Origin of the sequence: Streptomyces lunaelactis, from assembly GCF_003054555.1 — a bacterium.
Classification (GTDB): Bacteria; Actinomycetota; Actinomycetes; order Streptomycetales; family Streptomycetaceae; genus Streptomyces; species Streptomyces lunaelactis.
This window is the reverse complement of sequence record NZ_CP026304.1, coordinates 526884-548551: the sequence shown is the minus strand read 5'-3', so window position 1 is coordinate 548551 and position 21668 is coordinate 526884. Positions and strand designations below refer to the sequence as shown.

Sequence of the window (21668 nt, the reverse complement as noted above, 5' to 3'; positions counted from 1 at the left end):
GCCCCCCGCCACCGCCGGGAGGCCGTCATGAGCACCGCACCGAGCCTGTCTGTCATCATCTGCGCCTACACCCTCGACCGGTGGGAGGACATCCGGGCCGCGGTCGGCTCGGTATGTGCCCAGGAGCGCGCGGCGGACGAGATCGTGCTGGTGATCGACCACTGCCAGGAACTCTACGAGCAGGCCACCGCCTCGCTGCCCGGAGTCCGGGTGGTTCCCAACCGCGAGCGCAAGGGCCTCTCCGGCGCACGTAACACCGGGGTGGCCGCGGCCCGCGGCGACGTGGTGGCCTTCCTCGATGACGACGCTGCCGCCGATCCTGACTGGACCGACCGCATGCTGGAGCACTACACCGACCCCCGTGTCGTGGGTGTCGGGGGGCTCGTCCGGCCGTGGTGGGTCACGCACCGGCCGGTGTGGTTCCCGCCGGAATTCGACTGGGTGGTCGGCTGCTCGTACCGCGGACTGCCCGAAAGGCCCGCGCCGGTGCGGAACTTCATCGGTGCCAACATGTCCTTCCGCAGGTCCGAGGTGGTCCTGGCCGGCGGCTTCCGCACCGACCTCGGACGGGTCGGAACCCGCCCCCTGGGATGCGAGGAGACAGAGCTGTGTCTGCGGATCGCGGCCCGGCTGCCCGACGCCGTACTACTCTACGAACCTGCCGCAGCGGTACGTCACCGGGTCCCCGGGACACGTTCCAACTGGGCCTACTTCAGGTCGCGTTGCTACGCGGAAGGGCTGTCCAAGGCGCTGGTCGCCCGGCACAGCGGCAGCAGGGCCGCCCTGGCCAGCGAGCGCACCTATCTGAGATCGACCATCCCCCGGGCCTTCGCCCGGAATCTGCAGCCGGGCCGTCCAGGCGCCCTGCGCACCCTCGCGGCGCTGTCCACGGGTGTCTGCGCCACCGTCGCCGGTTACGCCGTCGGCCGGATCCACTCGCTCTCGTCCCCCTCCGCTCCGCACCGCCCGCCGCCGCCCGTGGGTGGTTCGAGCACCGACGAGGCGCCCGTGCCCGTCGGCAGGAGCCGTCCATGAACGCCGTGCCCGTCTTCCTCTACCACTCGGTCACCCTCGACCCGCCGTCGTGGATCGCGCCGCTCACCGTGAGCCCTCGCACCCTTGCCGATCATCTCGACCGCATCGTGGGCAGCGGCCTCGATGTGATCCCGCTGCGGCGACTCGTGGCGGCCCTGCACGGCGGCCCTCCGATTCCGGCCCGGTCCGCCGTGCTGACCTTCGACGACGGATACGCCGATTTCTACTCGACGGTGGCTCCGCTGCTCGCCGATCGGGGACTTCCCGCCACCCTGTACATCACCACGGGCGCGATGCACGCACCGGGCCGGCCGCCCGGCGGCAGTCTCTTCCCGCCCGCGCCAATGCTCAGCTGGGGCCAGGTCGAGGAGCTGGATGAGCTCGGCTTCGAGATAGGCGGTCACACCAGGACGCATCCGCAGCTCGACACGCTGTCCGGGCGCCCGCTGAGGGATGAGGTGGCCGGCTGCAAAGACCAACTCGAGGACGCCCTCGGTCACCCGGTCTCCGCGTTCGCCTATCCCCACGGTTACTCGAGCCTCGCCGTCTGCCGCATGGTGCGGGAGGCGGGCTGGACATCGGCCGCCGCCGTCAGCAATGCCTTCAGTTCGCCCGGGGACGACCCACTGAGGATCGCCCGGCTGATGGTGCACACCGACACCGGCCCGGAACTCTTCAGGCTGTGGACCGAAGGAGCCGGCGCCCCGGTGGCCCCGTTTCCCGAGCGAGTGCGGACCAGGGGATGGCGCTCGTACCGCCGGCTCCGGGCACGGCTGCACCGGCCGTACCAAGCTCTTCCGGCAGCCTGACAGAGGCTGACGCCCGCTCTCGCTCAGTGCTGCCAGACGCGTACCCAGTCCACCCGCATCCGCGCGGAGTCGACCGAGGGGGGCGGAGGATCGGGAACACCCACAGCCAGATTGATCAGCACTTCCATGGGGACGTTCGGGATCCGGGCCGGGTCGGTCACCCGGAACCGCTTGACGTCGTCCACGTACCAGGTCAGCCCGTCGGGCTCCCAGAGGAGCCCGAACACGTGGTACCCGGCGGGGAAATCGACCGGTCCGTACGCTCCTCCCTCCCGCTGTTCGGCACCCTCGCGGTCCCGCCAGTGCACAGACATCTCGGCTTGCTGCGTGGTTTCGAAGGACTCCATGATGTCCAGCTCGGGAGGTGTGTACCGGGACGCGGGCATCATCCAGAAGGCCGGGAACATGCCGGCCTCAGGGGGAATGCGGATCGCCGCCTCGAAGTAGCCATAAGTGAAGGTCCGCCGGGGACGGCCGTCCCAGTGGTCACGCCCGGTTGTGATCATGCCGGAGGTCCACGGGTAGGCCTTGCCGTCGCTCCCCTTGGTGGTACGGCGCTCGGCGCTGAGGGTGAGGTGGCCTCCGCCCACCGACACCTGGCCAGGGAGGTACCACTGCACCTCGTCGTTCCCGTTGTTGGTGCACCCGTCCTCGTTCCAGTCGTAGCAGGTGACCCAGCGATCGGTATCGAGTTTCGAGCCGTCGAAGTCGTCGTAGAAGACCAGCCGCCACGTGCCCGCAGCAGGCGGGCTCGGGGCCATGGTGCCGCTGCCGCAGGCCGTCGCCAGCATGAGCAGGCACGCAGCCACCGCCTGCCAGACCCGCGCGGCCGGCCCCGCTGTCACCGGTTCCTGGCCGCGACCGAGTCGGCGACCTGCCGGGCGGCGAAACCTGTACCGCAGACGAATCGCAGGACCGGCCCGAAGCTGGGTGCCGCGGCCAGCCCGGTGAAATAGAGGCCGGGCACCGAAGACTCGAAGCCGGCGGACAGCCGCGGTGCACCGCCGAAGGTCCGCACCGCCTGACGAAGTGTGGGCTCCAGGAGCCCGAGCCGGTCCACGTCCACCCGGTAGCCCGTGGCCGCCAGGAGATGGTCGGCGCGCAGCAGCTCGGTTCCGCCGCCGGTGTCCGCCAACTCGAGGCGCACCGTCCCCTCCTCCGGCACGGAGGAGCGCACCGAGCGCCCGCACAGCACCGGGAAGCGGCCGTCCACGCGCTCCCGCAGCCACCAGGCACCGGACGGGCCCAGCACGTCGTGCAGCAGGCGCATCCGCACGGATGTCGGCAAATGGCGGTAGGCGGCCGCGCCTCGGCTCACAGCCAGGAGCGACCAGCCGGGGCCCAGCACGGAGCCAGGCTTGTACAGCCGGGTGGAACGGGAACGGGCGCCGTACCGGTCCGCCTGCGGAGGATCACCGAAAACGACGGCAGGGGCACGGGCCACCACGGTGGGGCGGGCACCCGCCTCGTACAGCAGTGCTGCGCTCTCCAGCGCCGACTGTCCCGCACCCAGGACGGCCACTTGCTTCCCTGCGAAGCCGGTCATGTTCCGGTGCTCGCACGGGTGGGAGGTCAGCCCCGCGGCGGCGAGGCCGCGCAGCTCCGGTGGCTCATGGGCGAACGGGACCAGCCCCGTGGAGATCACCACAGCTCCGGCGGGGAACTCCTCGCCGGAGTCGAGAGTGATGCCGAACCCGCCGTCGACGGCCTGCACACCGCGCACCATCGACCGCTCCACTTCGGGCACGCGGCGTTCCTGGAACCATCGCCCGTAGCGGATGAATTCCTCGACCGGGATCGGGTAGAGATCGCCAACCGGCCCGTTGCCCTGAGCCGCGCGGAAATCCGCGAACCCGTACCCGGGCTCCGGGGCGGAAATCGACGACGCCGCCGGGACGGACTTCAGAAACATCCCTTCGGGCATATGGGTCTGCCAGCCCTGCATCGGCTCGCCGAAAATTCTGAAGGGAACACCCGCGGCGCTCAGCCGGGCAGCGATGGCGAGCCCGTACGGTCCAGCTCCGATGACGACGACCGGATCCCGGTCACGGCGGATCCCGGTCGCTTCCTTGGCCGCCCGGTACCGGGTGGTCGCGCTGAAATTCGGGGGCATTCCCGTACCTCCTCGCCGAGGAAAGGTTCTTCAACCAGGGTGCACCAGCCACCGGAAGGCAACCATTCGCGGGCCTTTCCGCGCAGCGCCATTCCCTGTCACGGCTACCCTTCCGGCTCAGTGGATTCCGCGGTGACCGGCCGCTCCTTGGACCGCTTGCTGCCAGGTCGCGGCACAAGCGCCAGGAGTGAGGTGAGAACGGCGAGCGCCAGCAGAGCCCGCCGGGCGGTGAACGTGCCGCTGAGGAAAAGCGCCTCCGCCACGAGCACCGACAGCGAGAGGCTGACCACCACGCTGAGCACGGCGGCTTCCAGGAGCTCGGCCGGATCTCGGCCTCGTCGCGCCGCCGGTCGCAGCGACTGTACGGCCGCAAGTCCAGGACAGACGAGCAGGAAGGCGGCAATGACCAGCACCCGCAAGGGGTGGGCGGCCGGCAGAGCGGTGACCGCTAGAGCAGCCCAGCCAGACAGGGCGAGCCCCCAGCGCAGCGAAGTCATCAGTGTGTCCCCTCCGCTGGAGCGTCGTACCGGTAGACCGCTGCGTCGCGGTTGCGGTAGACGAGCGTGAAGTTCGGTGCTTTGGCGAGCGCCGACTGCAGCCGCGACACGGTGTCGGCGGGAAGCGTTCCGTTGAGGTAGCTTTCGGCGGCCTGTGCACGGCTGAGGATGACGTAGGCCGGCTCACTGGCGGTGGCCACGTCGACGAGCGCCTGCACACCCGACAGCGGGTTCCTCACCAGTAGCCGCTTGTCAGCGAGGTCCTGGTCGTCCACGGGCGCACGTTCATGCAGGTCGTAGTCCTCGTCCACGCCGGGCATGGACGAGCTGAGGGAGACGATCCGTGAACCCGGTGGAGCGGTGTCGATCAGATAGCGGACGGCAGCGGCCTCCTGGGAAGTGAAGTGGTTCATCGCCTCCTTGCCGTAGTAGCCGAAGACCAGGCCGCCGAGCATGGCCAGCAGAACGGGGTAGACGGCGAGCATCCGCCGACGCGGCCGCGTGCCCTCCCGCAGGAGCAGGGCCGCGATCAGGAAGGCTGCGGCGGGCAGTGCGAACAGGTAGGCCCGGAAGATCATCTCTCCGCCGTAGGCGTTCGCGGCCAGGAGAAGCATGGGGGAGACCACGAGCAACGGGAGTCCGGTACGGCGTGTCCAGGGGCGGCGCGCGAAAGCGATCGCAGCCAGCAGGAAGGCGGCCCCGGACAGGCCCCGGTCGACCCAGGACACGATGACCTGTCCCGGAGCAGCAGGCCCCAGCCTGGCCAACCCGGAGACGACGTTCGCGTCAGGCTGGAGAAGATCATTCACGAGACTGCTGAGGTCGGCCGAGATATACGGCCGTGCCACGGTGGCGTCCCAGGCGGCGGTGAGCACGACCGCCCCGGCCAGCACCGGCAGCACCACCCGCCGGTTGCGTCGCGGCAGCGACAGCACCACCAGCGCACTGAGCAGCATCAGCGGGGTGAGTGGATGCGAGGACACGATCGCGGCCACGATCACCAACACCAGGAGCAGCAGTCCCGGCGGCCAGGATCCTCGTCGCTGACGGCCGGGCCGCGGGAGCGCGGAGGACGGCAGCTGCCGCAGGACCAAGGCGATCACGGTCACGAACAGCAGAAAGGCGAAGGCCTGCGGCGCGAAGTAGTCCTGCCCCACCCAGGAACAGGAGTAGTAGATCCAGACGGCCCCCCAGATCAGCCTCCGGTCACGTGCGACCGCGCGGTACATCAACAGCAGCGGGCCGAGCAGCAGAACGTTGACCAACGGCTGCGTCCACTCGGCGTAGCCGAGGGGGGACCCAAGACCGGTGGCCCGTAGGAACAGCGCGTTGAGCTGGAAGAAACCCGGCCACTGGTTGTAGATGGAGAATTCTTCGGCGTGCGGCACCTCGCCGCCGTGCCGCAGCATCGCGTCGATGACCGCCACATGCTTCCACGCCCATGAGTAGCGCAGTTCCGGGTACAGCAGCGAAGGGGTGGCGTGGATGACCGCGATCAGGGCCAGGACGTAGGCCGCGAACCAACCGTTGCCGGTGCGCCGGTTACTCAGGGCGACGCAGAAGCCCAAGGTGAGCAGGGCCATCGCGATCCAGAAGAGCACCGGCAGCACCTGGAGCAGACCGAGATCCCGCATCCGGTCGAGGTCGACATTGCGCAGAGACAGCAGCCACAGCGCGAGCGCGGTCAGCAGCACGGCCCTGATCACCCAGCGGCGGGTGGTGGCTCGCCATGGCCCGGATTCGCCCGTCGGGGACGTGCCTGGCGGCGCCTCGGTGCCTGCACGAGTCGGCATGGAGCCGCCTGTCAGTGTCCGACGCTTGCCCATCGGGAGGCCTCCTCGAGGACAGGTGCGACGGTGTCGGAAACCCACCAGTGACTTCGCCCGAACTGCGACGACTTCCGCACATTGCCGGACACGTGCCACAGCCAGGTCAGGAGCGGCAGTACCGCCGAGTCGCCGCCGACGTCCGGATCCACGGCGGCGGCCGAGAGCAGTTCACGATCCGCGGCCGGCAGCCCACCGGCACGGACGGCATCGGCAACCAGCCTCCCCAGCGGGCGGCCGCTGAGCGCCGCCCGGACGGCCAGTACGAACATGCAGGCGTCGATCTCCGACGGGCCGTCCATCCGCGCGTTGCCCCAGTCGTACACACCGGCGACCCGGGCGCGCTCCTCACTCAGCAGCACATTGCCCGGGTGGAAGTCCCCATGCGTCCAGGCCTCCGTCATGACGGCCTTGGCCAGGCCCTCGTACAGGCGCCGGCGCAGCGCCTGAAGTCCCGCCGCACCCGCACCCGCCCGGCACCATCCGATCTCCGTGGAAAGGATCTCCAGCTGCGGTTCGGCCCATTCACCGGACCGTTCGGCGCCCGGCTGCGCAACTCCGGTCGCACGCCGCAGTTCCGCCAGAAATGAGAGGGCAGCGGTGACCGTTCGGTGCAGATCCTGCGGTCGGCCCCGGACCAGGCGCTCCGCGGGTACGCCCACAAGCCGCCCCTGGGCGAGCATCCGGCCAGGCCCGCCGGGCAGATAGCTGACGGCCTGCGGCAGCAGCTGCCGCCAGGGGGCGAGCCGGTCGTCCGCGGCCAGCTCCCGCAGAACGTCCCATTCACGGGCGAGGGCGCCGGCCGCCCGTTCGTTCCTGGGGTGTTTGACCACGACGGTCAGGTTGCCCCGCCGCAACCCGAACACCAGCAGATTGGTCTGGGGCCAGGTGGGGCGCCGGACCACAGTGACCTCGCGGGGATGCATCCCGCGCACCAAGCGTTGCGCCCGCAGACCGTCGGTCAATGTGCCGAGAACACGCGGAGTGCGCAGCGGCAGCAGCCCGAGCAGGGGATCCCACAGCGCACGGGCGCTCCGGTGACGCGGAGTATTCGGAAAATTCACGGAGTCCGCGAACTGCTCGGCCGGAGGTCCCGGCGCCGTCCCGGGCGCTGTCGTGAAGGTCGGGACACGGTTCACGATCAAACCTCCGGGGATGGCTGCCCACGGGCGCGACCCGTGCCGCGCACAACCTGCCGATCCGATAGGGCCAGTTGGCGGTGCTCCTCTCCGCAGCCCGGTGCTTCACCGGCCGCTCGGCTGCCGACGGCCGGTCTTTGGACAGATCTCATTCACCATAAGGCCAGTCATCCACAACTTGCTACATATGGCACTAATTCTGACATCATCTCTCATAGTGGCCATAGCGGTCAGCGGTAACGGTCCGTCACAAAGACAGCGAAGTACAGATCCAGTCCCTGCGGAGTGAGAGGTCACGAGTGATGGACGCGAGGCCCTTCCCGGACGATCGGCCGGGGCGTGCGCGGTGCAGGGCCGTCGCAGCTGCGGCCGCCGCGACGGCGCTGCCGCCCTGCATCAGCGAACTCTCCGGTTCCGCGCAGGGCGTGAACGTCGGCTCGCACACCTTCATGTGCCGACGCCGACGCGGCACATGGGTGAACTCCCGTGTGGACGCCCACCGTCTGCCCACAGTCGGTCACCGCACAGCGGCCCGCCCCATCGACGTCCGGAGAGACGATGGCTGATCTCCATGGCGGAGGGGACGCCGGATGAACGCCGGACCACCCCTCGACCGTGCGATGCCCACTCTCCTCACCAAGATCGGCAGCTATCCCCTGCACCACGGCGGCCTCGGCGTGGTGCGCACGATCGGGCGGCTGGGTGTCCCGGTCCACGCCGTCGTCGAGGACAGGTTCACTCCGGTGGCGTTCTCACGCCATGTCACCCGCAGGTTCGTCTGGCCGACGACCGGCCTGGAGGAACCGCGGCTGCTGATCGATGCCCTGCTGTCGATCGGCCGGGCCATCGGCTCGCGCTGCATGCCCGTACCGACCGACGACGAAGCCGCCATCCTGCTGGCGGAGCACTCCGACCAACTGGCGGAGTGCTTTCTGCTCCCCGCGGTGCCCTCCGGTCTGCCGCGGCGGCTGGCCGACAAGGCGAGCCTGCACAGGATGTGCGAGGAACTCGGTGTGCCCTCCCCGCGCACCCGGGCGCCTGCAGATCGCGACGAACTGGTGGAGGCAGGGCGTGAGCTGGGCTTTCCGCTGGTGCTCAAGAACCTCGAGGCGTGGAGCAGGCTGCGCAACCCGGCCGTGAGCGGCACCACCGTGGTCCGCGACGAGCGGGAGCTGCTGGCCCGGTATCCGACAGGCGCGCTGCCCCCGGTCCTGATGCAGGAGTACATCCCGAGAGAACACGCGGAGGACTGGATCACCCACCTCTACTGCGGTGCGGGCGGCACACCGCGCGTCGTCTTCACCGGCCTGAAGCTGCGCTCGTGGCCGCCGTACGCGGGGGTGACCACCAGGGCGGTCGCCCTGCGCAATTCCTGCCTGGCGGAGCTGGCCGCGGGGCTGTGCCGCCGGATCGGCTACAGCGGGCCGGCCGACCTCGACTGGCGTTACGACCGTCGCGACGGGCGTTACAAGCTGGTGGATTTCAACCCGCGCGCAGGTGCGCAGTTCCGGCTGTTCCAGAACGCCGACGGAATCGACGTGGTACGGGCAATGCACCTGGACCTGACGGGCCGTGACGTACCGGACAGCCCGCAGGACGAAAACCGGGATTTCGTCGCCGGTCAACTCGATCTGCCGTCGGCGGCGGTCTGGCTGCGGGACGAGCACCGGCTGCCGCCCGGTCTGTTTTCCTGGCGGCGTACGGAACGGGCCTGGCTCTGCCGGGACGATCCGCTGCCCGCTGCGGCCGACGCGATCCGGTTCGCGGGCGTTGTGGCCCACCGCCTCGGCCGTTCCCTGCATGCCCGGGGCGATTGACACCCAGCGGCGCCCCCACGTGAAGCAGATGCCAGGCACCTAGCGGATGCCAGGCACGGCCCGGATACGGCGCGCCCTGGCGCGAGCGCGTGGTGGGTCACGGGAGTTGCTGGCGGCTCGACCGCAGCGAGCCGCCCGATCGCCGTCGACCATGCGACGACATATTGTGAAATATAGTCCGTTATGAGCCGATTGGACGGAGGGTCTGTGGAAGATGCCTTCCCTCGCGCTGATGTGTGGGGGTCCCGGCTGCGCGGCCTCCTTCCCCTTCGTCCCCGGGGTGTGCTCACCCGGCCCGCCGACCTGCTGACGGCCCGCCATCTGGCGAACCAGCTGCGCGCTGACCGCGCCGGCTTCCGCGACCTGCACCGGCTGCAGCGGACGGTTTCCGATCTTCTGGTCTTCGAGCTGGAGGACGAGAAGCGGCCGCTGGTGGTCAAGCATCCCCGCAGCAGTAGAGCTGCCGCGTCGCTCGCCCGGGGGTGCGAAGCCGTGCGGGACCTGACGTTCGACGACCGGCTGGACGAGTGGCGGCGGCTGCTGCCTCCGATGGAAGTGTGCCGGCTCGGCGGACGGCTTCCCCTGGTGGCGGAAGGCCGTCTGCCGGGTGTCGAAGGCGACGAGCTGCTGCGGCGCTCTCCACACCTCACTCGGCAAGTGACTGCCTCCGCGCTCGGAGCGGTCTGCGAGCTGCACCGGGCAACCGGGCGGCTGGAGTGCGTCACGTCACACATCGGGCACTGGGTCGACCCCCAGCTCGCCATCCTGGCCGAAGAGATCCCGTGGTGCCGCCGGGGCCGTGGCGCAGCCGCCACGGAGGCACTTAGAGAGCGCCTCCGCAGCGGTCTGACCGGGCACAACTTGACGGTTGCGTGGACCCATGGGGACTTCCATCCGGGAAACATCCTGTTGAACGGGGAGCACGGGACGCTCACCGGGGTGATCGACTGGGCGAACGCCCGCCGGGACGGCCCTTGCGCCATCGATGCCTACACCTTCGTCCTGACACTGCGGCACCAGCGCGGCGGGCGGGAGTTGGGGCAGATCGTGGCGGATGTCGTGCGGCGCGGCTCCCTGCTGCCCGAGGACCGCCGTCTCCTCGCCGAAGCAGATGTTCCACCCACGGACGAAGGCCCCGAGGAAGACGTGCTGCCGCTGCTGACCTGGCTGTGGCATGTGGCGGGAAACGCGGAGAAGTCGGCGCGCTACGGACGCAGCCATCATTGGGTCGCGGGCAATGTGGTGCCGGTGCTCAAGGAGGTGGCGCGACGGTAGTGGTCGACGCCCGGCGCCCCGAACGCGGCCTCCTTCAAGCGTCGCGTCAAAGAGGCCGTGCGCCTCGTGTCCGTCTAATCTCGGCCTTAGTCCCGTCCCTTCTCACGCCCGGCAGGAGGAGTCATGAACTCAGCCGTCGCGCACCCAGTGGCCGGACCGTCGTGCCCCGTGCGGGTGACCAGCCCCGCTCCGCGGGCGGTCTGGCGGCAACTGGCCTCTGTGGACGAGAACACCCTGGCCAGCCAGACTCCGACGTGGCTCGATTGCATCTGTGCGACGGGACCCTTCGAGGATGCCAGCCGACTGTACGAATTCGAGGGTGGGCGCCGGCTCGTCGTACCACTGGCCCGGCGGCGAGGGTGGCCGGCGTGGCTGGTCGGCGAGGACTCCTGGCCGTCCGACTGGGGAATCGGCGGGCCCTTGGTCTCCCCCGGAACGCCCGACGAGACGGAGGCTCGCGTCGTCTTCGACGACCTCGCGCGGCGCCCGGCGCTCCGGGTCGGCGTCCGGTTCGGGCCCGGCGCCGACCCGGTGTGGGCACGGGCGGCGCCGCAGAGCTTCGGGGCGGAGGAACACATGACGCAGGTGCTGGACCTGGACGGCGGCTTCGGCACCGTCTGGGACCGGCGCTTCCACGGGCGTGTCCGACGGGCTGTGCGCCGAGCCGAGCGGTCGGCGATCAAGGTGGAGGTCGACCGCACGGGCCGGCTGGTGCCGGCCTTCTACCACCTGTACGAACAGTCAATGGTGCGCTGGGCGCGGCAGCAGCACGAGCCGCTGGCACTCGCCCGATGGCGCCAGACCCGTAGCTTCCCGCGGCAGCGTCTGGAGGCTGTTGCCGATCGGTTCGGTGAATCGTGCGCGATCTACCTGGCATGGTGCGCCGGCGAGCCCGCCGCGGCGATTGTCGTCCTCCGTCACGGCGACCACGCGAAGTACTGGCGCGGTGCGATGAACCGGGATCTCGCCCACCCGGTCCGGGCGAACTTCCTGCTCCACCACCTCGCCGTCGAGGACGCGTGCGAGGCGGGCTGCAGGTACTACCACCTGGGGGACTCCCGACCGGGGTCCTCGCTGGCCCACTTCAAGGACGGCTTCGGGGCCGAAAGCCGCTCGACCCCCGCCTTCCTCCGCGAGCGGCTTCCGGTTTCGGCCGCCGATCGCCGACTACGGAGCGCCGTCAAGCGCCTGCTCCGCTTCGAGGACGCCTAGGCCCTGGGGAGCGAATGTCACGCAGCGTGCGGAGCTGGACTCCCTGTGTGGCAGAGTGCCCGTCCTCGATCTAGCCTGAGGGGAACGACGATTGTTGGAAAGCCACGCTATCCCTGGCCGCCACATGGAGTCTCCGGTAACGCAGGTGCCCTGTGCGGATCACCCGTCGCTTCCTCGTCCGGGCTGCGCACAGGCTGGAGTCACCATGCGCCGTAGGCCGGACCGGATGCCCGACAACTGGCGGGCACAGTGAGCCCGGTGCGGCAGTCCAAGGACCACCTGCTGCGCACCGGTCACGTGCTGACGTTCAACGCACTGCTGACAGCGGCTCTCGGGGCGGGGTATTGGGCGTTGGCAGCTCGCTGGTACGACACCGGTGCGGTGGGCCGCAACTACTCGGCAGTGTCCGCGATGATGCTGCTGGCCGGAGTGGGCCAGCTCAACCTGACCAATGTGCTGCTCCGGTTCGTTCCCACCGCGGGGGACCGCACCCAACTGCTGGTCTCCAGGGCCTATCTGGGCGCTTGTGTCTTCTCCGTGTTCCTTGCAGGGATGTTTCTCTTCCTCGTGCCCTGGATCTCTCCAGGGCTGCTGTTCCTGCGCGAGCCGCTGCTCGGGGGATGCTACGTCCTGGCCACTGCGGCATACGCGGTCTTCGTCATCCAGGACGGTGTGCTGACCGGCCTGCGACGCCCGGACTGGGTGGTGTGGGAGAACGCCGTGTTCGCGGTGGGGAAGATCGTGCTCGTCGGTGTGCTGGCCGTCGTCATGAAGTCGACCGGAATCCTGCTGTCCTGGGCCCTCGCCCTGGTCCTCGCCGTCATCCTCACCAACGGCTTCCTGTACGCAAGAGCGTTCCCCCGGCACGCCCGCACCCCGCCGGACGAGCGGGCCGACACGAGCAGACCGACGCCGAAATACATTGCGCTGGACTACGTGGCAGCACTCTTCTGGCTCGGCGCGACCGCCCTGCTCCCGATCATCGTTCTCAACCGGTGCGGACCCGACCAGGCCGCCTACTTCTCGCTGGCCTGGCTCGCCGGGTTCACGCTGTACCAACTGAACGCGAGCATGGGCGAGTCGCTCGTCGTCGAGGCGGCGAACGACCCGGCTCAGCTGCTCAGGCACTGTCGGCGGGTCCTGCGACACACCGGAATGCTGCAGGTTGTGGGAGCACTGGTGCTCTGTGCAGCTGCGCCACTCGTGCTGCGTGTGTTCGGCACCGACTACGCCCAGAACGGGGCGGGTCTGCTCCGTCTGGTGGCTCTGTCGGCGATTCCCAACCTGGTCGTCATTACGGCCATGAGCGCTTGCCGGGCCCAGCGCCGGATGCGCATGCTGATCGGAATCCTGGGAGTCGTCTGCACGCTGGCCACCGGGCTGAGCCTGGTGCTGCTGTCGCCCCTGGGCATTGCGGGGGTTGGGGCCGGGTGGCTCATCGCCCAAAGTGTTGTGGCCGCGTGGCTGTGGTGGCGGAAGCCGCTCTGGCTGCCGGTAGGGAGCCGGTCGGAATCGCCGACGGACGGGGGCATGGTCGGACCCAAGTAGAAATCAGCTCCGCCGGGTGGCGAGACGGGCGTCGACGGCGTTGCGGATCCGGCCCAGCCGATCCTGGAGCCCGGTGAGCGGCAAGCGCTCGATCCGGTACTCGGCGAGGGTTCGTACGCCTCCGCCGAGGTTGGCCTTGAACTGCTCCAGCGAAGTGACCCCGCCCGATTCCCCCATCTCGTAGTAGCGGCAGCCTGCATCACAGGCCTCCTTGATGGAGCGGAGCTGAAGGAACTGGTTCGCGCGCAGCGGAGCCGCCGTCCGCTTGTCGCTCACGCCGCGCCAGTAGATGCAGATCGATCCGTGCAGCAGCGAGATGGTGGCGGCCACCGGTTCCCCGTCAAGTCTGGCCACGTGAATTCGGCAGGTGCCTGGGAGGGAAGCTGCTACCGCCTGGAATTTGGCGAGCGGCTCCGCACGCTTTCCGCGGCTGCGGACGACAGCCGAGGGCAGTTGCCGTTCCCGCGCTCGCCGGTCGATCCATCGCAGGTAGAGGTCGTAGAAGGCGGACACCAGCTCTGGCGAGTGGCCGCTTTCGATGACCAGGCCGGCCTGCTCGGCCTTGCGTTCCGAGGAGCGCAGCCCCCTTCGTGACTTCCCGGACCATCGCTGCGACCACAGGGCGTCCATGCCGCCGTCGAGATCCAGTACATGGACCCTCCGGGGCACGGTGACGACCCCCGGCGCCCCACCCGGCCACGCGGGTGCAGCGGCGAAGTCAGGACGGACGCTGGTGCGCAGTGCTCGGTCGGAGGCGAGATCGGCGAGGACCATGTCGACTTCGTCGGGGCGGACTCCTCCGGACGCCAGAATGCCGCCCGTTCCCCATCCCGGGGGGAAGGAGGACTGCAACGAGAGAGCGCGGAACCATGCCGGTCGGCGAACCATCGGCAGGACGAGCTCCCGTCCTTCGGCCGTCCGGTAGAGCCGGCTCGCGTCCTGCCAGCCACGGACGCTGCAGATGCAGTCCAGCCACTGCGGCAAGAGGAATGCCGTGGCTCCGGGGTCGGCGGCGAGCACCTTCGCCCAGGTCTCACGGGGAACGGGGCTCACGGCCCGTGTCACGCCATCACCGGTGTGGACGTCCCACTCTCGGGGCTCAGATTCGGGTGCCTGGTGGTGGCTCACGGATGCCCTCCTCACGACCCCGCCCAGGCGGATGGACACCACGGCCCAGTGTTCCGGCGAGCGGAACAGGAGGAGTCGGAGTGTTGACCCAAGTCTCCTGCTTCCACGATCCATTGTCCGAACACCCGCAGAGCCACGCAACGTGACGCGTGCGTTGGGGCAGTAGCGGCACACAGGAAACGGGCACCCGGCGCAACCGTCTGCCGCCGACGGCGTCCCCGCTTCACGTCCCCTGCCCGTCCCCCGCAGACCAGTGGTTCACCTTGAAGGATCCGTTCAGGCCGGCGCTCGTCGAGCCTGGCCAGCCCGGCAGGCATGCCGACGCGGCCGGACTCCGGTACCGCAAGCAGGGCGGTCAGAGCCCTGTCGCCGGGAGACAGGCGGGGCGCCCTGAACGACGACCGGCAGCCCGGTCGAAAGCCATCCACCCCGGTCCTCCCGGACGAGCGTGGGCCTTCGGCATCCACTATTGTGAAATACCGAATGAAAAGGTACGAAAAATGCTGAATCGACCGTCATGCCGCCGGTCCGAGATGGGTATGCGCGGTCGGTTCGCGAGCCAATAGGGGTGACTCGTGGGCCAATTGGACGGAACTCAGGCTTCCATGCGCATGGTGCGCCTTCACCAGAGGATTCCGTCGCTTCGACTGCTGCGGCGCGGGCGTCGCATACTCGACGACACGATCGATCTGGTCCGCCTGAAGCTCGATGCCCTGCCCGACGGCGTCTACCAGCCGGTCCCGGGCCTACCAGTGCGGAAGGCGAAGCGAGCGGTCGGCAGCCGGTCGCGATGGGCGGCGATGGAGCCGGTTGTCGAGCGGCTGGGCGTGAAGAGCGCGATGGATGTCGGCGCAAATGTCGGCTATTTCCCAATAATGCTCGCCAGTCGTGGGGTACCCTCGGTCGCGCTCGAATCGGTCCCGAAATACGTTCGGACAACGACGACAGCCGTGCGACGAAACCAGCTGGACAACGTGGCGGTGATGGAGCTCGAGCTTCGAGCCGACACACTCGACCTTCTGCCGGCAACCGACTGCACCCTCGTGCTGTCCCTCTGGCATCACCTGGTGCGAAACCAGGGCCTCGACACCGCCACATACCTCCTTCGGGAGCTCTGGGCCCGGACCGGCAAGGTGATGTTCTTTGACAGCGGCGAGGACGAGATGCCCGAGTCGTTCGGTCTTCCTCGTATGCTGCCGACGCCGGACGTCTGGCTCAGGGAGTACCTGCAGGAGAACTGCGCCGGGGCACGAATCGAACACCTCGGCCGCCATCGCGCGTTCGACGCCGCCGGTCTCCCGACGGACCGGGCGCTCTTTGCCGTGATACGGGAACCTCAGTAGAGGTTGTTGGCCGGCGAGCCCTACGTCGTGGCTGGCTCCGTCGGCGCCCACCCCCGCGCCCGCATCGCAAGCATGATGCCCTGCGATGATCACCCAGACGGCGGACCGAGCTCTCCGAGCAGACCGCCCATGCCTCGGCGCAGTGCGGCCGCGGTAGATCCGCGTGCGTCCAACTCGCGTACCACTCGGCTGGGCAGCCAAGAACACGCCCTCTGAGCCCGCGCTCCGCCCGGCGCACGGCCGTGCCCGGCCGCGAGATACACGGCCGGGCACGTCGGTCTCCGGGTCAGTGCTGCCAGACCCTCACATAGTCGGTCATCATGTCGGCCGGGGTCACGGTCGTCGGACTGCTGTAGACGCCGTTGTTCAGGATCAGGAACATCGGCGACGAGGTGATGCCGGTCGTGATCTGGCCCACCTGCTTGCCGTCGTAGTAGTACGTGACGACTCCGGGCTTCCACTCAGCTCCGTAGGTGTGCCATCCCGTGAAGTCACCGGGGGCGCAGCCGCCCGGACCGCCCGCCGGGGAGTGGAAGTGGTAGCAGGCCTTGCCGCCGCCGAGGGCCTCCATGATGTCCATTTCGCCGTCCTCGGGCCAGTTCTGCCCGTCCGTCCAGAAGGCGGGCCAGTTGGCGATCGCCCCAGGGGACGCCGCGGGGGTGTAGATCCTGGCCTCGAAGGCTCCGTAGGTGAACTCGGCCTTGCCGTCACTCTCGACCAGGCCGGAGCGGTAGGCGTAGGTCTTGCCGTCATTTGCGGTGGTCTGCACCTTTTCGGCCTTGAGGTGCAGGGAGCCTCCGCTGACGCTCACCTGGGAGGGGGCATATGCACCCAGTTCGGCGGAATTGACGGGCTTCGTGGTGCAGGTGGGGCAGCCCAGCCAGTTCGGGTTCCACTTAGAACTGTCGAGAGTGGTGCCGTTGAACTCGTCCGCGAACGCCGGGCGCCAGGTGCCCGGGATACCCAACGGCGCGGCGCCGGTCGTCGACGTGGTCTGGCTGGGGGACGGAACCGGCGAAGCCGACGCACTCGGGCTAGTCACCGGGCTGGGGCTGGTTCCGGTCGGGGTAGGGGTCGGGCTGGGCGACGGGGAGGCCGAAGCCGTCGGGCCAGGCGCAGGCGTGGCCGTGCCGCCGGAAGTGAACGTCTTCACCGGGGAGAGGTTGCGCCAGGTGTCGCGGTATTTGTATGCGACGAAGGCGGTGTACGTGCCGGCCGGGAATGTGCGGCTGCCGGACGTGAATGTCGTCTGCGAGGGGCCCAGGCTTGGCGCGGTCGCCCCGGGGAAGTCGAAGTGGGAGCCGTTCGCCGACCGTACGGCGACGGTCAGTGCCTGTACCCGGATCGTACGAGCGGAATGGACCTTCGCTGTCGCCTTCAGCTGGCCACTCGGCGATGCCGAAAGGGACAGCGAGTCGACGACCACCCCGGTCGACGGCCCCGACTGGCCCGCCCAGGCGGCGCTGCCCACAGCAAGGGTGGCGAAGGACAGCACGAGGACGGAAAGCTTCTTGCGGGCGTTCAGCTTGCGGCGGTGTTTTGAATATCTGAGCATTAAATGGATGACCTTTCGCCCCCCCGGCGTCCGGCAATAGGCCTGCCATTGCACGGAGCAAGAGCGGGCTGAAGGACTTGGACTCTGCGCGAGCCGAATCCGGCACGCAAGCACCGCCCTTGCCCTGAAACCCGTATCGGCCGGTCCACTGACCCTCAGGACTTGTGGCACACAGTCGAGTTGGCGAAAGTCAGAACCATTTCTGTGATGTCCGCCACAGCGAATTACATATCCCCCAAATGGGGCGAACGGCCTGGGCGAAACAGCCTTTTGATGTCGAAGTCGATGGATTGCGGAGCCACCGTGAGCCAGTGGCGCATCCCCATGGGGCCGATTCGCGACAAAAGGGGCATGACTCCGGGCCTTCGGGCTGCCCGTGGGCCTCCGGTCGCCCCAGTCCACCCGCATGCCCCTGGGCCAGGTGGTCAGGTCTGGCATGTCGGTGATCTCTGCGACCCAGGCGCCGGGCCGTTCGGTGCCGTCGGTGGAGTCGGTGCCGATCAGTGTCTGGCGTCCCCGCCGCAGGTGTTTGGGCAGTTGGGCCAGGGCGAGTTGGGTGGTGGTGATGTGGTCGGCGGCGGTGTTGGAGCCGGCGTTGCCGGGCCGCAGCAGGGCGGCCACCGGTTCCCCGGACCCGGCCTGGCCGTGGTCGACGAACGCGACGAGCGGGTGGTGGCCGAAGGTCTTTTCCAGGTCGCGGTGGCGTCCTGCCGGCGCCAGCGCTGCCGATATCGCACCGTCCAGGCCGGACTTGCGGACCGTCTCGACCAGCAGCACCGACCCGGCCTGCGAGGCCACCCCATTGCCACCGCCCTCGAAGCGGACACGCGGGTACAACCGATGCGCTTGCTCACCTGGAGAGTGCTTCTTTCCGTGCAGCCAACAGGACCCTAGACAAGTCCCATCGTTGCAGGTCAGCAGCGTTCTCCGCTTATTTGATCAAGGCATGGACGAGCAGGCCCATGAAAGCGCGAGGCTAGTAACTGGTGATCCATCGCAGGACGGTGGTGAGGGTTCTGTCGTCCAGGGTGCACAGGGCCTTGATGGCGTCGAGGTCGCCGGGCAGTGGCGGGATGCCGGTGGTGGTCAGGGCCGCGTGCACGTCCAGGCGGCGCTTGTCGGCGGCGGGTAGTGCGAAGGGAAGCCGCTGATTGGGGTCGGGGGATGGGAGAAGGTAGTCGTCCGAGGTGTCGGCGGGCGGGCAGGGAGCGTGCTCATCGATGTCCCTGGCGCCCGGGAAGCGATAGGTGTCAATCTCTGACGGCTGCGGCGCTGACGGAAGAGCAGAGACTTGCCAAGTGTGCATGAGGGCCTCCTGGGTTGGGTCGCTTCTGACTGTCAGGAGCCTTGGTGCGCCGGTTCAGTTGCACCCCGGACCAGGTACCACCCGAATGCCCCCAAGAGCATCATTTCGTCACAACGCAGAACACACGCCTTGAAGCGCAGGGGGAGATTGACCATGACCACGGTCGGTGACGGGGGGCGGTAGGACGGTCAGTCGAGCCGCGCCTGGCCACCGTTGTCGGCGCGAGCCGCGGGTGCGTTCAAGCCGATGACGACCTGGAGGGGGAAGAGCATGTCGCCGAACACGTCGCGGTGCAGGGCGTTCCAGTCACCGGTGCCGTACCGCAGCAGGATCTGGGCGGACTTGGCCTGGCCGGCCTCGTGGCACATCGTCAGCCACTCCTGCAGGCTGTCGGGCCGGGGTGCGGGCTGGTCGAGCTTTGCGGCCCAGTCGCGGGCGATGGGAAGCAGGCGCGGGTAGAACGCCTGGCGCAGCTGGGCGACCTGCTCGGGCAGGTCGTGGGTGAAGTAACGGTACTGGCCTGAGCCGAAGCGGTGACGGGCCATGTCGACGGTCGAGCGGAACCGCTCACTCTTGTCGTACAGGTCGGCGATCGGGCGGCACTCGTCGGGGGTGAGGAGCTGTCCGGTGAGCGTGTTGCCGTATTCGTTGAGTTCCTCGGTGAGCGCGTCCCAGTCGCCCGCCGCGACGCGGTCGGCGGCGCGGCCCTCGAGATGGGTGGTGTCGATCACGGTGTGGTTCCTTCGGTGTGCGGCGCCGCCCGGACCGCGGTGCGCGGGGTGCCGATCTGCTCGGCGAGCTTGCCGTAGCTGGTCGTGGTGCCGTACGGGATGGTCTCGACGGCCTTCCAGGCCTGTTGCTGGAACTCGGAGCCGCTGGTGACGTACTCGATGTCGAAGCGGGTCAGCTTGCCGTCGAAGTACGAGCGCAGCTGCGCGGCGATCTCGGCGAACGCGTCCGCGTCCTGGGTCCAGTCGTCCTGGACGATGGCGCCGCTCTTCTGGCCGGACAGGGCCAGGGAGGCGAGTGCGGTGCCGCCCTTCGCGGTGGCCGACTCCTCGCCCACTGCGCTGAGTTCTCGATGCGGAGTTCAGCCGGCACCGCGCGCGGACGCCGAAGCTCAGGACCGGAATACGCATGCGAGGTGGGCGGCCAGTTCCTGCGTGGTCGGCGGGCAGAGGCGGGTTCCGAGGTAGCCGTCCGGGCGCACGACGAACCCCGTCGGATCCTGCGCCCCGTAGGCTCGCGCGAACTCGCCCCGGCCGTCGCGGTACACCGGCAGCCGTGTGCCGTTGGCGGGTGCGCCCTCGGCGAGTACCACGCAGGGTTCTGTCTGGCCGTGGGACAGCTCCCGTGCTGCGGCGGCGAGTTCGTCGAGTCCGTCGCCCGGCGGGCCGTTCCCGTACAGCAGCAGCACGTGCCCGCGGTCCCGCAGTAGGTCGTACAGCCGCAGCGGATAGGCGGCGATCTCCCCGGTGAGGCCGCCACAGTCCGGTGCCCGGTCTCCGGGCTGTGGGCCGGCCCCGTCGCCGTCCGGGTGCGGCCGGCCCACGATCGGGCTGCCTCGGTAGCCGACGAGCAGCTGCGCCTCGCGCAGCATCAGGGTCGCCGGGTCCGTCGGGTCGGCCTGGATGCCCTCGGTGGCGTGCCGGACGGTTCGGCCGACGACCTCCTCGCCAATCGGCCGACGCTCGGCGTCGTAACTCGCGAGCAGCTGCGGATGTGCGGAGCCCCCGGTCGCGAGGGCGAGCTTCCAGGCCAGGTTGTACGCGTCCTGGATCCCTGTGTTCATGCCCTGCGCGCCCGTCGGCGGATGGATGTGCGCGGCGTCCCCGGCGACGAAGACCCGGCCGTCGGCGTACCGGTCCACCAGCCGGTGGCTGATCCGGAACACCGAGGACCAGCGCATGGCGGACGCGGTGGTCGGCTGCGGCGACAGCCGGTCCAGGACCGCCTGGATGTGGGGGAGCGCAGGGGCCCGGCCGCCCTCCAGGCCGTGCGCCACCCCGTCCTGGTCAGCGCCCTCGGTCCGCCGGGCCGTGGAGAGCTCGGGAGGCACGAGCATCGACATCCGGTAGCGGCCGGGGCCGGGCAGCGGAATACACACCAGCACGTCGTCGACGGCGCCCTCGGCATCGTGGTGCATGGCGCGTACGCCGTACCCGGGCGGCAGGTCCCAGTCGACCTCCACATCGGCGAGCATGTACTCCTCGGGGAAGGCGCCCCCTTCGAAGGTGAGCCCGAGTGTCTTGCGGACGACGCTGTGCGCGCCGTCGCAGCCCACCAGGAACCGGGAACGGACCTCCTCCTCCGTCCCGGAGGAGCTGAGGAGCCGACTGGACACCCCGTCGGCGTCCTGGGTGAACGACAGCAGCTCGGTGCCGCGCTCGATCCGGGTCCCGAAGCGGGCCAGGAACTCCTCGAGGATGCGCTCGGTCTCGTACTGCGGCAGCGCGGCGAAGCCGTACGGCACCTCGGGCGGCAGCACGAGGTCGAGCCGGGCCTGCTCGGCACCGTTGACGTAGATCAGCTGCCCACGCATCGGGACGGCCGCGTCCAGCGCAGCCCGCACCAGGCCCATCCGGTCCCAGATCTCCAAGGTGCGTGGCTGGATGCCCACGGCCTTCGCGAACGGCAACCTGGCCGGAAGCCGGTCGACGATGCGGCAGGCGACCCCGCGCCGTCGCAACTCCGCGGCCGCGGTCAGCCCGACCGGGCCGGCGCCCGCTACCAGTACGTCCGATACCTCGGTGTGCACCACTGGCGTCTCCCGGCGAGAGGCCCCCGTACGAGCGGATCCACCTCAATGGTCGCCCGCCGGGCGGCTACCGGCCACCGAGAACCCGATCCGTCACAACCGCCGTGACTGGGCGAGCTGGGCGTCGCGCCAGGCGGGATTTGTCAGACACGGCCTAGGTGGCCGGACCCGCCTTCGAGCCGGTCATAGCTGCAAGCCGGGGACCTCGAACCTGGCCGGATGCCCCCGAACGCTTCGGCGCGCGAATCAATCCGACGCCCTCGTCGCTCCGCCCGGGTAGGCACAGTTCACCATCACCGGTTTCGGC

Annotated in this window: 18 protein-coding genes and 2 pseudogenes; 8 read left to right on the top strand and 12 right to left on the bottom strand. The window is 69.3% G+C overall.

The window, feature by feature from the left end:
- Positions 1 to 27 precede the first annotated feature (27 nt).
- Positions 28 to 1035 carry a glycosyltransferase family 2 protein gene (locus tag SLUN_RS02505; RefSeq protein ID WP_108146963.1) on the top strand — a complete coding sequence of 336 codons (1008 nt, stop codon included), beginning with the start codon at positions 28 to 30 and terminating at the stop codon, positions 1033 to 1035.
- Entirely contained in the window at positions 1032 to 1844 is an 813-nt protein-coding gene (locus SLUN_RS02500; protein ID WP_108146962.1) for a polysaccharide deacetylase family protein, read from the top strand. The genes SLUN_RS02505 and SLUN_RS02500 overlap by 4 nt, the downstream gene beginning before the upstream one ends.
- Before the next feature lie 23 nt (positions 1845 to 1867).
- Here the strand turns inward: SLUN_RS02500 and SLUN_RS02495 are convergent, their stop codons facing one another.
- The 5 genes from SLUN_RS02495 to SLUN_RS02475 form a co-directional block, all read right to left on the bottom strand.
- Positions 1868 to 2689: a glycoside hydrolase family 16 protein gene (locus SLUN_RS02495; RefSeq protein WP_108146961.1), complete on the bottom strand. Its 822-nt coding sequence runs from the start codon at positions 2687 to 2689 to the stop codon at positions 1868 to 1870.
- Positions 2686 to 3957, bottom strand: coding sequence for an NAD(P)-binding domain-containing protein (locus SLUN_RS02490; protein ID WP_108146960.1), 1272 nt, complete (start codon positions 3955 to 3957; stop codon positions 2686 to 2688). The genes SLUN_RS02495 and SLUN_RS02490 overlap by 4 nt, the downstream gene beginning before the upstream one ends.
- A 104-nt stretch (positions 3958 to 4061) precedes the next feature.
- The gene (locus SLUN_RS02485; RefSeq protein ID WP_108146959.1) at positions 4062 to 4454 is read right to left on the bottom strand and encodes a hypothetical protein; all 393 of its coding nucleotides are present in this window, start codon (positions 4452 to 4454) and stop codon (positions 4062 to 4064) included.
- Positions 4454 to 6247, bottom strand: coding sequence for a glycosyltransferase (locus SLUN_RS02480; RefSeq protein ID WP_159100164.1), 1794 nt, complete (start codon positions 6245 to 6247; stop codon positions 4454 to 4456). The genes SLUN_RS02485 and SLUN_RS02480 overlap by 1 nt, the downstream gene beginning before the upstream one ends.
- 11 nt (positions 6248 to 6258) lie before the next feature.
- Complete coding sequence (locus SLUN_RS02475; protein WP_159100163.1) at positions 6259 to 7419, bottom strand: phosphotransferase family protein; 1161 nt, start codon at positions 7417 to 7419, stop codon at positions 6259 to 6261.
- Positions 7420 to 8009: 590 nt separating this feature from the next.
- Between SLUN_RS02475 and SLUN_RS02470 the strand changes: the two genes are divergently transcribed.
- The 4 genes from SLUN_RS02470 to SLUN_RS02455 all read left to right on the top strand — a co-directional run bounded on the left by SLUN_RS02470 (position 8010) and on the right by SLUN_RS02455 (position 13271).
- Positions 8010 to 9236 (top strand): carboxylate--amine ligase, encoded by a 1227-nt coding sequence (locus SLUN_RS02470; RefSeq protein WP_108146956.1) that lies wholly within the window; start codon positions 8010 to 8012, stop codon positions 9234 to 9236.
- A 282-nt stretch (positions 9237 to 9518) separates the two neighbouring features.
- Positions 9519 to 10511, top strand: a complete 993-nt coding sequence (locus SLUN_RS02465) for a phosphotransferase family protein (RefSeq protein WP_159100162.1) — start codon at positions 9519 to 9521, stop codon at positions 10509 to 10511.
- A gap of 123 nt (positions 10512 to 10634) precedes the next feature.
- A complete protein-coding gene (locus SLUN_RS02460) occupies positions 10635 to 11723 on the top strand; it encodes a GNAT family N-acetyltransferase (protein ID WP_108146954.1) in 1089 nt (362 codons plus the stop codon).
- Between the two features lie 258 nt (positions 11724 to 11981).
- Positions 11982 to 13271 carry a lipopolysaccharide biosynthesis protein gene (locus SLUN_RS02455; RefSeq protein ID WP_108146953.1) on the top strand — a complete coding sequence of 430 codons (1290 nt, stop codon included), beginning with the start codon at positions 11982 to 11984 and terminating at the stop codon, positions 13269 to 13271.
- 3 nt (positions 13272 to 13274) lie between these two features.
- Here the strand turns inward: SLUN_RS02455 and SLUN_RS02450 are convergent, their stop codons facing one another.
- Positions 13275 to 14399, bottom strand: coding sequence for a GNAT family N-acetyltransferase (locus SLUN_RS02450; RefSeq protein WP_159100161.1), 1125 nt, complete (start codon positions 14397 to 14399; stop codon positions 13275 to 13277).
- 605 nt (positions 14400 to 15004) lie between these two features.
- Here SLUN_RS02450 and SLUN_RS02445 point away from each other — a divergent pair.
- Positions 15005 to 15742, top strand: coding sequence for a hypothetical protein (locus SLUN_RS02445; protein WP_108146951.1), 738 nt, complete (start codon positions 15005 to 15007; stop codon positions 15740 to 15742).
- 286 nt (positions 15743 to 16028) lie between these two features.
- Here the strand turns inward: SLUN_RS02445 and SLUN_RS40800 are convergent, their stop codons facing one another.
- Positions 16029 to 16553, bottom strand: a complete 525-nt coding sequence (locus SLUN_RS40800) for a glycoside hydrolase family 16 protein (protein ID WP_257153895.1) — start codon at positions 16551 to 16553, stop codon at positions 16029 to 16031.
- Positions 16554 to 16587: 34 nt separating this feature from the next.
- Here SLUN_RS40800 and SLUN_RS40795 point away from each other — a divergent pair, with 34 nt between their 5' ends.
- Positions 16588 to 17337 (top strand): hypothetical protein, encoded by a 750-nt coding sequence (locus tag SLUN_RS40795; RefSeq protein ID WP_254710117.1) that lies wholly within the window; start codon positions 16588 to 16590, stop codon positions 17335 to 17337.
- 338 nt (positions 17338 to 17675) lie between these two features.
- Here SLUN_RS40795 and SLUN_RS40790 read toward each other — a convergent pair.
- From SLUN_RS40790 to SLUN_RS02420, 5 genes and pseudogenes are all read right to left on the bottom strand, one after another.
- Positions 17676 to 18010: pseudogene (locus tag SLUN_RS40790) on the bottom strand (IS1380 family transposase); the annotation flags it as partial.
- Between the two features lie 263 nt (positions 18011 to 18273).
- On the bottom strand, positions 18274 to 18603 hold the full coding sequence (locus SLUN_RS02435; RefSeq protein WP_108146950.1) for a hypothetical protein: 330 nt from the start codon (positions 18601 to 18603) through the stop codon (positions 18274 to 18276).
- A 230-nt stretch (positions 18604 to 18833) separates the two neighbouring features.
- Positions 18834 to 19334 (bottom strand): annotated as a pseudogene (locus SLUN_RS02430) (2OG-Fe(II) oxygenase); the annotation flags it as partial.
- On the bottom strand, positions 19331 to 19669 hold the full coding sequence (locus SLUN_RS02425) for a methylated-DNA--[protein]-cysteine S-methyltransferase (RefSeq protein WP_108146948.1): 339 nt from the start codon (positions 19667 to 19669) through the stop codon (positions 19331 to 19333). The gene SLUN_RS02425 and the pseudogene SLUN_RS02430, both read right to left, overlap by 4 nt.
- Before the next feature lie 54 nt (positions 19670 to 19723).
- A complete protein-coding gene (locus tag SLUN_RS02420; RefSeq protein WP_108146947.1) occupies positions 19724 to 21364 on the bottom strand; it encodes an FAD-dependent monooxygenase in 1641 nt (546 codons plus the stop codon).
- Between the last annotated feature and the right edge of the window lie 304 nt (positions 21365 to 21668).

Bases quoted from the DNA above. Each gene is read 5' to 3' on its own strand.
- SLUN_RS02485 (WP_108146959.1), bottom strand. From the start codon at position 4,454: ATGACTTCGCTGCGCTGGGGGCTCGCCCTGTCTGGCTGGGCTGCTCTA.
- SLUN_RS02435 (WP_108146950.1), bottom strand. From the start codon at position 18,603: ATGCACACTTGGCAAGTCTCTGCTCTTCCGTCAGCGCCGCAGCCGTCA.
- SLUN_RS02460 (WP_108146954.1), top strand. From the start codon at position 10,635: ATGAACTCAGCCGTCGCGCACCCAGTGGCCGGACCGTCGTGCCCCGTG.
- SLUN_RS02500 (WP_108146962.1), top strand. From the start codon at position 1,032: ATGAACGCCGTGCCCGTCTTCCTCTACCACTCGGTCACCCTCGACCCG.
- SLUN_RS02480 (WP_159100164.1), bottom strand. From the start codon at position 6,247: ATGCCGACTCGTGCAGGCACCGAGGCGCCGCCAGGCACGTCCCCGACG.
- SLUN_RS02470 (WP_108146956.1), top strand. From the start codon at position 8,010: ATGAACGCCGGACCACCCCTCGACCGTGCGATGCCCACTCTCCTCACC.
- SLUN_RS02490 (WP_108146960.1), bottom strand. From the start codon at position 3,957: ATGCCCCCGAATTTCAGCGCGACCACCCGGTACCGGGCGGCCAAGGAA.
- SLUN_RS02505 (WP_108146963.1), top strand. From the start codon at position 28: ATGAGCACCGCACCGAGCCTGTCTGTCATCATCTGCGCCTACACCCTC.
- SLUN_RS02445 (WP_108146951.1), top strand. From the start codon at position 15,005: ATGCGCATGGTGCGCCTTCACCAGAGGATTCCGTCGCTTCGACTGCTG.